Origin of the sequence: Oribacterium sinus, assembly GCF_963537195.1 — a bacterium.
Taxonomy (GTDB): domain Bacteria; phylum Bacillota; class Clostridia; order Lachnospirales; family Lachnospiraceae; genus Oribacterium; species Oribacterium sinus_A.
Genome location: NZ_CAUTEG010000023.1, coordinates 1 through 13,512, shown reverse-complemented (window position 1 = coordinate 13,512; position 13,512 = coordinate 1). Strand labels below are relative to the sequence as shown.

Genomic DNA, 13,512 nt, shown 5'->3' with positions numbered 1-13,512 from the left:
AACAGCTTTTCTTCTAGCTCCTTCTGGAACAAAGATACTGACTAAAGGAAAGAAGAAAATCCAATGCTTCCCCATCTACCGCATTTCGATTCAAGCTTTGTAAGAGGCTTCTTCCCTCTTCCGTATACTGCTCCACCATGGCCTCCGCCTTCTCCATGCCATAAAGGCTGAGAGCCGTGGTTTTCTCCTGCTCCGCATCAGAGTGGATAGGCTTTCCCAGCTCGGAAAAGCTGGAAATCTCATCCAAAATATCATCCCGAATCTGAAAGGCCAGGCCGATTTTCTCTCCAAAGGAAGCCAGCTTCTCCTGTTCCTCCGAATTGGCCCCTCCCAGTAAAGCCCCGATTTCTAAAGAAGCGGAAAGGAGAGCTGCGGTTTTCTTTTTGTAAATAAAGAAAAGCTCTTCCTCCGTTAAGGGCTGTCCTGTCTTTTCAATATCCAACACCTGTCCCCCAATCATGCCCTCTATCCCGGCAGACTTGGCCAAAATCTTAAGCCCCTGCATGGTAGGGGAAAGAAGTTCCACGTTGTTGCCCTTTTTCCCTTCCCTTTCCAAAACTTCCAGTATCCACTGAAAGGCGTAAAGACTTAAAGAATCTCCTGCCAGTATTCCCTGAGCCTCCGTAAAACGGTACCAGGTAGCTTCTTTTCCTCTACGATACTTGTCATTATCCATGGCAGGCAGGTCATCATGACAAAGAGAAAAGCTATGAATCATCTCCATGCCATAAAGGCTGAGAGCCGTGGTTTTCTCCTGCTCCGCATCAGAGTGGATAGGCTTTCCCAGCTCGGAAAAGCTGGAAATCTCATCCAAAATATCATCCCGAATCTGAAAGGCCAGGCCGATTTTCTCTCCAAAGGAAGCCAGCTTCTCCTGTTCCTCCGAATTGGCCCCTCCCAGTAAAGCCCCGATTTCTAAAGAAGCGGAAAGGAGAGCTGCGGTTTTCTTTTTGTAAATAAAGAAAAGCTCTTCCTCCGTTAAGGGCTGTCCTGTCTTTTCAATATCCAACACCTGTCCCCCAATCATGCCCTCTATCCCGGCAGACTTGGCCAAAATCTTAAGCCCCTGCATGGTAGGGGAAAGAAGTTCCACGTTGTTGCCCTTTTTCCCTTCCCTTTCCAAAACTTCCAGTATCCACTGAAAGGCGTAAAGACTTAAAGAATCTCCTGCCAGTATTCCCTGAGCCTCCGTAAAACGGTACCAGGTAGCTTCTTTTCCTCTACGATACTTGTCATTATCCATGGCAGGCAGGTCATCATGACAAAGAGAAAAGCTATGAATCATCTCCATGGCCAGCATAAAAGCTTCAGCCAAGGGTAGGAAAAGCTTCTGCCTCTCCTCCCCGGCGAAAAGCAAAAAGGCCTCTCGAAGCAGGATGGGGCGAATCCGTTTTCCGCCTACCATAAGGCTGTAGTTCATGGCTTCTATTCCGGTCTTCGCAGGACCCTTTTCCTCCGGCAAAAATGCGGTCAGAATGGCTTCCACTTCCTCTCTTCTCTTTTGAAATCCCTCTTCCACGGAATACGGATTTACAGCAGCATTAGCACCATTCTCAATGGATTTCGTTCCCCATAAACCGGCCTTTTCAGATTCTATGCCATCTCTTGAAGAGTTCCTCTCTGCATTTTCGAACGCCTGATTCTCCTTAAGCATCCAAGCCACCCTTTTGCTCACTGTCTAAAAGCTTCACCTGCTTTTCAATCTGGTCAATGCTTTCATTGGCTTCCTTCAGCAAAGAAACCGCCTTCTGGTAGATGGCAAAGCTTTTTTCCAAGCTATCCTCGCCCTCCATCTTCTCCAGCAGTCCGTCTAAATTTTCAAAAATCTCGTTTAAGTCCTTCTTTTCCTTCTGCTCTTTCTCCGCCTTCTTCAGCTTCTGCTCTTCGACTTTCTTTTCCTCTGTTCCCATACAGGCTCCTTTCTCTAGGCGTTTCTCCTATTCTATCCCAATCTGCTATTGCTTCGGCTTTTATACTTAAGCTCTATTTCGTGCGTTTTCCATGCATATCCACTATTGCTTTAACTTTTCCGGCCCAAATCTCTATTCCTTCGGCTTTTCCAATCCAAGCCTCTATTGCGTCTACTTCTCCGGCCCAAGCCGCTCTTCCTTTTGCTTTTCCAAAACCTTGGCCTTGGCAGTGCCGTCCGTGAAATGAATCTGTAAAATCTCTCCCATTTTCACCTGCTCCACACTGCTCATCCGCTTACCGTCTTCCCTTTGCACATAGGAAAATCCCTTGGACAGCAGGCGCAGGGGGGAAAGGGCATCGAATTGCTCGGAAAGGATGGCTAACTGATGCTTCTTCTTTTCCAGCTTCCCTTCCATGAGCCTTGGAAAATGTCGATACCGCTCCTCTTTATTTTTCGCAAGAAGAATTTTTTCCTTCATCTTGTGGGGAAAGACCTGATACTCTCCCATCCTGTCCTTGGCATTTGTAAGCTTTCGCTCCATCCATTGGGGGAATACCCGGTAGGGAAGAAGCGCCGATTTATTTTCCTGAATACATAGCTCCATCTGCCTTTGAAAACGACTTTCCAAATCCAAAATTCTATGCTGTTTTCCCTGTAAAATGTTCCTTGGGTGAAGGACAGAAAAACGAAGCTCCTCCTCCTTAACCCTTTGACGCATTTTCTGAATAATCCGCTCCATCCTTTGATGGAAGCTATAGGTATAGCTTGCCAAATCATCCACAAACTGCATATAGTCGAAAACCGCAAGCTCCGCCGCCGCAGAGGGGGTGGGAGCTCGCAAATCCGATACAAAGTCCGCAATGGTGGTATCCGTTTCATGTCCCACAGCGGAAATGATGGGGGTGTCCGCATTGAAAAAAGCCTTTGCCACTGCCTCTTCGTTAAAGGCCCAAAGGTCCTCTATGGAACCGCCGCCTCGACCTACAATCAGCACATCCAAGCCCATCTGGTCCAGACGGGCAATCCCCTTGCAAATGGAAGCCACAGCCCCCTCCCCCTGTACCAAGGCAGGATAGAGAAAAAGCTCCACAAAAGGATTTCTCCGCTTTGCAATTTGGATAATGTCTCTCACCGCCGCTCCGGAGCTTGCGGTAACAATACCGATTTTTCTGGCATACTTGGGAATCGGCTTTTTATACATAGCATCAAAAAGCCCCATTTCCTGCAATTCCTTCTTCAGCGCCTCAAAGCGAAGATAGAGGTCTCCCTGCCCGGCTCTTTGGAAGGAATCCGCATAAATCTGGTAACTGCCTCCTGCCTCATAAACACCGATACGGCCGGAACACAGCACCTTCATTCCATTTTCCAACGGAAAAGCAAGCCCCGCCCTCTTTCCCGCAAACATAATGCCGGAAAGCTGCGAAGCCTGGTCCTTTAAGGTGAAGTAAATATGTCCCGAAGGATGCATTTTCAAGTTGGAAATTTCCCCACTGACGGTAATGTGGGAAAGGAAGAAGTCTTCCTGCATCATTCGTGCCAGATAGCGATTTACCTGACTAACCGTATATTCTTTATTTGCCATAGGCTACTGTTGATATCCCGTCACATTTCAAGGCAAAGCTCCCGCCCGAAGTGCACTTTCTCCGCAAGGCACGCGCTTCAGACGTTCTAAAGAACGAAGTCTCTGCCCGGGGAACACTTTCCCCATAAATAAAGCAATCGCCTCAGTGAAATTGTGATTTGGGATGAATTCTATCCTCTCTTTGGCGCTTTACTATCTTTAGCTTTTGATTTTACGATATGGAAAGACTTTTTCTCCACCTTTCCGGATTTGCTCTTAGAAGACTTGCCCTTCTCTTCTCCCTCACCCTGCTTTCCGGTGATACGAGCCAGGACACCATTGACAAAGGAGCCGGAATCCGCTCCCCCGTACTTCTTCGCAATCTCCACCGCCTCGTTAAAAACCACCTTATCCGGGGTTTCTTCCTGATACTCCAGCTCGTACAAGGCCAAACGAAGAACGGTTAAGTCTGTTTTTGACATACGACTGGTGGTCCAGCCCTCTGTTACCGCGTTGATTCGCTCATCCAAATGAGGAAGCCGTTCCAAAATCTTCATGACTTCCTGAGACAAAAATGCCTCCTCCTCTTCAGAAAGATGTTCTTCTTCCTTCTCCGGAAGTAAAAAGTCCTCATCCTCTTCCTTGCTATAGGAATAATGGCTCAACTGCTCCTGTTTTCCCTCTTCCGGGTAAAATAAGGTGGAAAACAAGAGTTTAAATTTATGGTCTCTTTCTTCTCTCTTATTCATTCTCTTTATTCACCACTCCGGAAATCTTAACATTGACTTCTCTGACTGTTAAACCGGTCATACTGTTAATGCTGGAAACCACTCTTTCCTGTACTGCCTTGGAAACCTCGGGAATCGCATAACCGTAGCAAATGTTTAAGCGCAAATCCACAGCCACTTCCTCACCGGAAATCTCCACCTTAACGCCACGAGCCAGATCCTTAATTCCCATACGGGAAACCAGGGCTCCGGACCAGCCGCCATCCATGGAATCTACGCCATCCACCTCCGTTGCCGCAATGCCGGCAATGATGGAAATGACCTCATCCGCAATGATAACCTCTCCAAAACTATCCTGATCCTGTTCTTCTACTCTATATGCTCTTTGTTCTTCCATGAAGACCTCCCATAAATAACAACAATCTTTTGGAAATTTTACCATAAAAACAGAAAAAAGGAAAAGAAAAAAGGAGGCTGAAGAGAAAAGTAAGAAATAGCTTCGGTTCTAGTGTGATAGGCAAGTCCCAACGGGTACGCTCTCGCTGGAACCAAAAAGAGGATGAAAAAAGCCAAATTGGTTTTCTGTACAATATAGGCCTGAAATCAGGGGCACGCTCCCTTCTTTCAGACCTATAGTATATAAGCTATTCATTTTTTTATTTTTTATAAATACCCTTATTCAAACAGCTTCTTTATTTCGCTACATCCGCCTCTTCGTCTACTTCCTCTTCTTCATTGTCATTTTCGCCTTCGTCCTCCGGCTGTTCCTCATCTGGGACTTCAATGGGATCTTCTTCTTTTAAATCGTACTGCTCCATGTCCACCTCCACCTTTTCCTGCCAAGGATTTACCGGACCGGGGACGTAGATTCCCATCATGGTATTGCCGTAGTGAGCTTGGAAGGTTCCGTTAGGAAGAGCCGTAATTCTGGGAACGGAATTTTCTTTGAGTTCCGCCTCTGCCTTAGCCAAAAGCTCATCCAGCACAATACTGGGCTTTGTTCTATAGGTGCTTTTGGAAAAATACGTAGGCTGACCATTTGATCCAAGGAACTGCCCCTGATCATTGACAGGATACTGACCCTCCACCTTGGTGTTTACAGCCATACTGCCGTTTTCCGAAAAATAATAGGCGTAGCCGTCAATCACAGCCCAGCCCTTCATCATTTTCCCAAGATTCTTCTCTCTGTTATTGAGAAAATACCACTGCTCCCCATCCTTTAACCAACCGATCAGCAGTTTTTCTCTTTGGGGACTGATGTAATACCAGTCCTCCTTATCCGAAATCCAGCCGGTTAAAGGCGTGCCGGCTTTGGTGTGATATCCCCACTCTTTATTTTCATAAACCCAAACGCCCTGCTCTCTTTCCTCCGCATGAACCAAAATGCTGCAAAGCAGGAATAAAAATAAAAGAAAGAGACAAGCCAAACCACGTAATGCCGGTGCAGGAAGAAAACTATCTCTATTCAATCCCCATCTTTTTCCAAAAAATCCCGAATTTTTCTCATCAAAAATAGAGCGCGCCTTGCTGATGGCATAGGACTTCTTAGCCTGCTGCATTTTCTCTGTCAAGAGTCTATATTCTTCTTCCCGTCTTTGATATGGATTCATCTTCATGATCTATTCTTTCCCCTATTCCTTGGATACTTGTTTTTATTCAAACATTATTTCTATTAGAGCATTATTTCCATTAGATTATTGTTTCTGATGGATTAATGTTCCTATGGAATCATTGCTTCTACTGAATCATTATTCCTATAGATTATCGGTCGGAAACGGGAAAAGAATAAAGGAGCAGTAGACCAACATAGTCTACTGCTCAGCCAGAGGCTAGCGGGAGCGTGCCCCGATTTAAACCTATACTACATAATATTCTTCTCTTGTTTTACTGCTCCTTTAACGCTTTTACCCCTGCGGAAATCTGTTCAGCCATATAGCTTAGCATTTCCTTTGTCATTCCTGGGTAAACGCCAATCCAGAAGGTATGCCCCATAATATAGTCGGTTTCCGTCAAATCGCCCACCACCCGATACGCATCGGTGTTTCGAATCTGGTTAAAGCAGGGGTGCTTAATCAGGTTTCCGGAAAACAGCAATCGAGTCTGAATATTTCTTTCCTCCAAATAGGCAGTCAAAGCATTTCTCTTTACCGGAGAATCCTTTTTCACGGAAATCAAGAAACCAAACCATGAGGGATCTGCATTTTCCGCAGGCTCCGGAAGAATCAAATCATCCGTTAAAGAGCTTAACTGTTCCCGTAAAAAGGCCCAGTTTTCCTTACGCCTCTCAATAAAGCTTGGGAATTTCTTCAGCTGCTCCACGCCAATCGCAGCCTGCATATCCGTAACCTTAAGATTATAACCAAAGTGGCTGTAGGTGTATTTGTGGTCATATCCCTTAGGAAGTTCCCCGTATTGCCCAAGGAAGCGGCGCTTACAGAAGTTATCCTGTCCGGAGGGGCAAATGCAGTCCCTTCCCCAATCTCTAAAGGACAAAATCAACTTGGACAGCTGAGCATTGTTGGTATATACTGCTCCACCCTCTCCCATGGTCATGTGATGAGGGGGATAGAAGGAGCTGGTTCCGATATCTCCCCAGGTTCCTGTAAACTTTGTTTCTCCGTTAATGGTGTAACGGCTACCTAAAGCATCGCAGTTGTCCTCTACAAGCCAGAGGGAATGCTTATCACAAAATGCCTTTACCGCTGATAAATCAAAGGGATTTCCCAAGGTATGGGCAATCATTACCGCCTTGGTCTTCTCGGACAAAGCCTCCTCCAAACGGCGAACATCAATGTTGTACTGAGGTACGGTCACATCCACAAACACCGGCACAGCCCCATACTGTAAAGCAGGTGTTACTGTGGTGGGGAAGCCGCAGGCTACGGTAATGATTTCATCTCCCCGCTTAATCTGCCGCTCTCCAAGCTCCGGAGCGGTCAAGGTCATAAAAGCCAGTAAATTGGCAGAGGATCCGGAATTTACCAAATAGGCATGCTTCACCCCGATCCACTCCGCAAACTTCTTCTCAAACTCATCCGCAAAACGTCCGGTGGTGAGCCAAAAATCCAAAGTGGCATCCGTTAAAGACAGCATTTCCTTCTCATCAAATACACGGGAGGCATAGCTCACTCTGTCCCCCGGCTGAAAGACCTTCTTCTGCTCCTTAAAGCTGTGGTAATACTCCGCTACCAATGCCTTAATCTCTTCCCTGGCCTCCGCTTCATTTTTCCAATTCTTCATTTATAGTTAATCTCCTTTATTGCTTAGTTTAAACTCAAACTTCTCTAATGATTCTATCCATTTTATTTACCTTAGTGCTTTTCTCATCATATAGGAACTTTCAGAGCCTATAAAGAATGATGGAAAAGATATCGTTAAGAGTAAAGGAGAATCCTTTCCTTTGCAAGTTATTTCCTCTGAAGAAATCTTATCTTTTCAGAAAAACCAGATTACAAGAATACCAAGAATATGAAATCAGGTGTTAAAAATCAATTTTTTTGCTATTTTTTCTTGTATTTCGTATTCCATGATGCTATTATCACTAAAAATGATCTATGGAGGTAGTCAATATGCTCATTGAATTTCGTTTTAAAAATTACCGTTCTTTTCGAGATGAAACCGTACTATCCATGGAAGCAAGCGGCATTAATTCTTTGAAAAAGTCGCTTATCCCTCTATCCTCTAAAGTAAAGTTGCTTCCATCCTGTGCAATATATGGAAAAAATGGTGGCGGTAAAAGTAACGTCATTCGAGCTTTCTGGCTTGCCGTACAATTTATCCGAAATGCGCAGAGAACTCAGCATGATCGTGCCATCATTCCGGTTCGCCCGTTTTCCTTAAATGATTATTCGAAAAATGACCCTACAGAATTTGAATTTGTTTACAGTTCTAACGGCATTCGTTACTGGTATGGTTTTACAGCAACAAGAGAGAAAATCTTTTCAGAATATCTTTACCATGCTCCCAAAGGACAAAAAGCCCTAATTTTTGATAGAAAAGAGCAAAACTTTTCTTTCACAGAAGATAAAGCTAAAAGAACTTTAATCGGGAAAATGGTTGCAGAGAATCAACTGTTTTTCTCAGTGGCATGTACTATGAATGATGCAGCATGCGTTTCAGCCATGCAGTGGTTTCGAAATGAAGTATATTTTTCTCGTGACTATTCCGATATTCCCGGTCAAATCTTAGAGTATGCAGAAGATAAACTGATGCTAAAAGCAATTTCTGATTATGCCAAGGCTGCAGACTTAGGCATTTTAGATGTTCAATTCGAAATCAACAATAAGGAAGTTCGGTCAGATGGACCTCTTCCAACGGATATTCCGGAGGACTTCAAAACTGAATTATCACAGTTTATACGTGCACTCTCTGAGACCTCCTCTGACGGCACCATTTTACTGCAGCTACAGGAAGTCTCTGCTCAAGCAAGCCACCAAGGAGTTAAGAAAGACGGGAAAAAAGATAATTTTTACCTGGATCTTTCTGATGAATCTGACGGTACCAGAAAGCTTATGGCTCTTGCACCCGCCATTGAATCGGCATTACGAACAGGTGGTATTTTACTGGTAGATGAATTGGAAAAGGAACTCCATCCTCAACTGGTCAACTTCGTTGTAGCAAAATTTCAGAGTAAAGACAGTAACAAAAATGGAGCCCAACTCATTTTTACCACTCATAACACAGAGCTTTTAAACCTGGAATACCTGCGAAAAGATCAGATTTATTTTGCAGATAAACAGAATAGCGACGGTTCTTCCGAACTTTATAGTATCAGTGAATTCTCCACCAGGACCAGTGACAATATCCGTAAGGCGTATCTGGTTGGAAAATATGGTGCCACCCCTAATATTGAAATCGAGGAGGTCGAATAATGCCTCGTCCTACTAAGACCAGAACCGAAAAACCTTATATCATAGTATTTTGCGAGGGTGAAAGTGAGCAAGCTTACACCGACTTTCTCAAAAAAGAATTTCAGGATGTTGCCTCTATTAAATGTCCAAAGCCAAAGTCTACCAGCTTATTTGAAGATGCAAAGGACAAATTTGCTAAAGATAAATCATACCGCGATTATGCTGAAGTCACTGATGAAATATGGTTTTTCTTTGATGTAGAAACAAAAGATATTGTCTTCTGGGATAATCGCCTCAAAATCATAAAATATTTGCGTGCTCTACGAAAAAAGCAAGGAATTAAGGTTCGTCTCCTGATGACAAGTGCCTGTATTGAATACTGGCTCTTACTACATTATGAACTATATAATCCTTCTGTTCAAACCGTAGCTGAAAAGAAGCAGATTATGAATAAGCTCTTAAAACACGAAGCAAATTACAAAAAGGGAAACGGTGAGATCACGAAAAAAATCGCACAGCATTATCCTACTGCCATGGATAACTCCAAAAAAGTTCTATTCCGTTTATTACAAGAGGGAATGCCCGGTTTAGAGGACACAGACGAACGAAATCAGTGGTTATGTCAAAAATGTCTCACTTTTTCTAATGTGCATGAAGCCATTGAATATTTACAGTCTTTACAAGGAAAAAAATAAATGATTTTTACGGAAAAGAGTAGGGCTAATACCCCTCCTCTTTTTGTTCAAGACAATATTCCTTGCAAAGCCTGCAAGAGCTCGATCCTCATATTCTTTCTTAATCTTCCAAGTCAGCTTCACCACCAAAGCGCAGATACTGCAAACTATTTATTCTCGCACCATTCGCATTTTCGCTGATGGCATTACTGAGAAAACTAAGATTTCCTTTGCCCTTTACGACATAGCGCTTCATGGCTACATCCGTTTCCACTCCGGTTTCATCCTGGTCGTCTGAGTCCGTCACATACACGGCACGAAGAAGACCGCTCTCATCATATTCCGCTCCCCAGAGGGTAACCACATGATTATAACTGAAGGTTTTATAAGACAGGCAAACAACGAAGTTGTTGGACAGGTAATGCTGCAGGCTTTCCCCTAATTTCTTCAGGCTACTTACAGATTGCATACCGGTTTGCGGTTTAGTTCCTATAATTCCATATAAAAATCCGCCTCTTGCATCCGGCTGCAAATCCTTATCTTCTATATTTGTTTTTCGATCTTCCTTCGGCTTATAACCGTTTAGGAAAAGATCCATAAGCGGAACCGTATAATAGCCTGTCGCATTATTGCCATACATTTCCTTAAAATACTGATAAATCAAACTTCCCTGTTGCTCTACCTCCTGATTCAGCATTTCCTTTAAACTATATGTATTAGCACCTACCGTTCTGATGACATCCCCGTTATCTTTGATATAGTCCTGTATTTCTTTTTTATTCTCCCTCAAATACCAATGCAGGGTATTGCTGGCTGCTGCCGCAAAGCAAAGATTTCGATCAATCTCTTTATTCGTTCCAAAGGGGGCTTTGTTCACATCAAAATAGCCCTGTCCATCCTCAAAGGGCGCTTTATAATCAATGTATCCATGGTCTTCCGACTTCCTAAAATCACCATTTTCTCCCAATTTGGGAGGTTTAACACCTTTTACAAAAAGGACAGTCCGCTTTTCTCCCTCCTCTGTTTCATATTCCACAATATTGCTATTTTGTCCATTTTCAATTTTTTCTAAAAGCTTCTTTCGCTTGGCCAGCTCTTTTTCCGCCTGCTTTCTCTGCTTTTCAGCCCTTCTTGCCAACTCTTCTTCGGAAAATGTGTTTTCTTCTTCCGTTGCTTCAGTGAAAAATCCTGTATTGTCTTCGGTATTACTTACAGAACCGGATTGACCATCCCTGAAAAGATAGCTTTGCCTTGATCCGGTAACTACCGTACCGGAACTGTTCCCGGCGCCTGAATGGAAGCCTCCGACAACAGAACTTGCAGCAGAGCCGGAAGCACTGGCGAAACTCGAGCCGCTACCGGAACCAAAGCCTCCGGAGCTTGAACTGCCACCGGCACTAGAGCCACCGCCGGAACCGGAGCCACCACTAAAACCACCTCCACCGCCGGAACTTGAACCACCGCTAAAGCCGCCTCCGCCACCGGAACTTGAACCACCGCTAAAGCCGCCTCCGCCACCGAAACCACCGCTTCCACCGGAGCCGGCAATCCCCTTAATTACGGGATTTTGTTCTTCTCCATTTGCATTTACCTGCTGTCCCTCTGTAGCACCTGCCTTGATTTCCTTTTCTACCTGCGTAGCACGCCGGGAAGAAACACCCTTCCCTTCTTCATGTACCGGCTTTCCATCCTGAACCCACTGCCCGTTTGCGGAAATGCTGTATCCGTCGGGAGTCTTCTCCTCAGTAGCCATTGTTCCATTATCTTTTAAAAAATAACAATAGCCGTCCACCCAGGTCCAGCCCTGAGCCATCTTTCCCCAGTTCGCGGTGTCCGTCTTCAAAAAATACCATTTTCCGTCTGCCAGAATCCAGCCATCCTGCATTTTCCCGGTAAGCGGATCAAAATAATACCAGCTGCCGGAAATCTCCTTCCAGCCCTTCTGGTTTTGTCCTTCCACCTGATACTGCCACTGTCCCTCTGATTGTATCCATTTTCCCTCTGCTTGGGCCGTTAGGGAAAAGAACGGAAGGGTCAGAGCCAGAGGAATAGACAGCATAAAGGAGCGAGAAAAAACAGATAGGGGATGTCCCCCGTTCTTTCTTGCTCCAATAGTTTTATCACTATATTTTTGTGTATGGTTCCGCACAAGCTTCTGTGAATGCTTTTCAGCTGTATGATACGCTCTAAATTCTGCCAAGCCATCCTTGACCTGACTATCCTGATCCCATCCCATAATGCTTCTCCTTCTATAAGCGAGTCCATTGTCCTAGGATAGAAACTAACAATCGTCTTCCAATTATATTTCTTAGGAATGGGCATCGCTTAAACTAATTTTGCAAAAATGCAAAGTAAAAATCGTAGGTAGTACGGATGATTAAAGAAATTCTGTACTACCTGCAATTTCGGCAAAATTGCAAAAAACAATAAGCAAAAACATGGTTTTGAATATTTTTTAATTATTTATTAAAGCAATCATTCTAGAGTTAAACACTGCTAAAAGCCACTCATCTCTCTAAAAGTAGCATTGACAACCACAGGCACAAAAGACAGGTTCTAATTTATGATTACAAATTGAATGTTTACGAAGCAAAAATATATATCCTCCGTTTTTTAGCTACCAATATATATGCAGCATATAGCCATTATGAAAACTAATCGCCACTATTGCTCGTATTCGTGATACTTTGGTTACACCTTATATTTTCCTTTTTATGCTCTAAATCATTATTTTGAATAATTTCTACGATTTTTGTAATATATTCTTCCTCTTTTTCCGGAAACACATATTTTACAATAATTTTTAAAGTACCAATAATAAGAGTTATAAAAGTTATGCATATTGGCAGTATTTTTAATATATATTCTTTAGAATCTAGATTTCTTAAATTGCACAAGAAATAAATTACACACACGAAAAAAGCAATCAATGATATTTTAGTCCAAGTTAAAAATCCATTAAATAGTGTATCTTTATACTCTTTATTCTTTTTCGTTTTATTTTGATAATTGACAACATAACTTTCTAAAAGAGTAGTTATATATTTATCTCTTTCTTTTTGTTCAGCCGTTGAAAATTTATCATAAAAGGGATTTTCCTTTAATTCTTCATCATCGCCAATGTATTTAAGGTCATCAGTGCTTATATTTTCGAAAAACTTGTTATCATCCAATTTATAGACCTACCTCTTCAATTCTTCTTGTAACCATTTTCTTAGTAACCTGAAATTGAGTCGCTAAAAAATCAACCAACAAGTCTTTGTTTACTGTTGGATTACTCAAAAAATACTGATGCAAATTAATAAATTCATCTTTTGGCATTAAGATAGATGCAGAAAAGTAGTCAATTTCATTTTCTCTCTCATCTTTTCCTTTTCTATGATCACGATGTGCAAACTGCAATTTATTATCACTATTTTCGTATTCTAATTTATAGTGTCCTAATTCATGTGCTATGATGAACCTCTTCCATGGAAGAGACTTACTTGAATTTACTCCAATAAGTTTATTCGTTTCAAATCCCAAGATGTTATTTTTGCTTTTATTTATCATAATAAATCCATCTTCGTTTTCATCTAAACGAGCATTAACTAAAGTAAACCCATATTTTTTCACAACCTCTATTATATCAATTGGTATAACAATATCTCCATTAAAAACTTCTTGTAAAACTTCTTTGGTTTTCTTATCAATGAACTCTTTTTTTTCTTGAGTTAGTCCTTTTTCTTCCAAAAAAACTTCTTGTAAAACTTCTTTGGTTTTCTTATCAATGAACTCTTTTTTTTCT

At 42.7% G+C, this 13,512-nt stretch carries 12 protein-coding genes; 2 read left to right on the top strand and 10 right to left on the bottom strand.

The window, feature by feature from the left end; genetic code table 11:
- Positions 1–13: 13 nt before the first annotated feature.
- From RYL27_RS04370 to rfbH, 7 genes are all read right to left on the bottom strand, one after another.
- The gene (locus RYL27_RS04370; RefSeq protein ID WP_314965499.1) at positions 14–1,654 is read right to left on the bottom strand and encodes a polyprenyl synthetase family protein; all 1,641 of its coding nucleotides are present in this window, start codon (positions 1,652–1,654) and stop codon (positions 14–16) included.
- Complete coding sequence (locus tag RYL27_RS04365; protein ID WP_007157010.1) at positions 1,647–1,910, bottom strand: exodeoxyribonuclease VII small subunit; 264 nt, start codon at positions 1,908–1,910, stop codon at positions 1,647–1,649. The genes RYL27_RS04370 and RYL27_RS04365 overlap by 8 nt, the downstream gene beginning before the upstream one ends.
- Before the next feature lie 171 nt (positions 1,911–2,081).
- A complete protein-coding gene (gene xseA, locus RYL27_RS04360; RefSeq protein WP_314965498.1) occupies positions 2,082–3,494 on the bottom strand; it encodes an exodeoxyribonuclease VII large subunit in 1,413 nt (470 codons plus the stop codon).
- Positions 3,495–3,664: 170 nt separating this feature from the next.
- Positions 3,665–4,222 (bottom strand): transcription antitermination factor NusB, encoded by a 558-nt coding sequence (nusB, locus tag RYL27_RS04355; protein ID WP_007157012.1) that lies wholly within the window; start codon positions 4,220–4,222, stop codon positions 3,665–3,667.
- On the bottom strand, positions 4,215–4,598 hold the full coding sequence (locus RYL27_RS04350) for an Asp23/Gls24 family envelope stress response protein (RefSeq protein WP_040649042.1): 384 nt from the start codon (positions 4,596–4,598) through the stop codon (positions 4,215–4,217). The genes nusB and RYL27_RS04350 overlap by 8 nt, the downstream gene beginning before the upstream one ends.
- Before the next feature lie 295 nt (positions 4,599–4,893).
- The gene (locus RYL27_RS04345) at positions 4,894–5,817 is read right to left on the bottom strand and encodes a cell wall-binding protein (protein ID WP_314965497.1); all 924 of its coding nucleotides are present in this window, start codon (positions 5,815–5,817) and stop codon (positions 4,894–4,896) included.
- A 268-nt stretch (positions 5,818–6,085) separates the two neighbouring features.
- Positions 6,086–7,441 carry a lipopolysaccharide biosynthesis protein RfbH gene (gene rfbH, locus RYL27_RS04340; RefSeq protein WP_314965495.1) on the bottom strand — a complete coding sequence of 452 codons (1,356 nt, stop codon included), beginning with the start codon at positions 7,439–7,441 and terminating at the stop codon, positions 6,086–6,088.
- Positions 7,442–7,770: 329 nt separating this feature from the next.
- On the opposite strand from rfbH, the gene RYL27_RS04335 reads away from it, so the two are divergent.
- Both RYL27_RS04335 and RYL27_RS04330 read left to right on the top strand, forming a co-directional pair.
- Positions 7,771–9,072, top strand: coding sequence for an AAA family ATPase (locus RYL27_RS04335; protein ID WP_314965493.1), 1,302 nt, complete (start codon positions 7,771–7,773; stop codon positions 9,070–9,072).
- On the top strand, positions 9,072–9,746 hold the full coding sequence (locus RYL27_RS04330; protein WP_314965491.1) for an RloB family protein: 675 nt from the start codon (positions 9,072–9,074) through the stop codon (positions 9,744–9,746). Before RYL27_RS04335 ends, RYL27_RS04330 begins: the two co-directional genes overlap by 1 nt.
- A 100-nt stretch (positions 9,747–9,846) precedes the next feature.
- Here the strand turns inward: RYL27_RS04330 and RYL27_RS04325 are convergent, their stop codons facing one another.
- The 3 genes from RYL27_RS04325 to RYL27_RS04315 all read right to left on the bottom strand — a co-directional run.
- Complete coding sequence (locus tag RYL27_RS04325; RefSeq protein WP_314965490.1) at positions 9,847–11,961, bottom strand: IdeS/Mac family cysteine endopeptidase; 2,115 nt, start codon at positions 11,959–11,961, stop codon at positions 9,847–9,849.
- 418 nt (positions 11,962–12,379) lie between these two features.
- Complete coding sequence (locus RYL27_RS04320) at positions 12,380–12,898, bottom strand: hypothetical protein (RefSeq protein ID WP_314965488.1); 519 nt, start codon at positions 12,896–12,898, stop codon at positions 12,380–12,382.
- A 1-nt stretch (position 12,899) separates the two neighbouring features.
- Positions 12,900–13,512 (bottom strand): ImmA/IrrE family metallo-endopeptidase (locus RYL27_RS04315; RefSeq protein WP_314965486.1); only part of this gene is annotated, 613 nt, incomplete at its 5' end.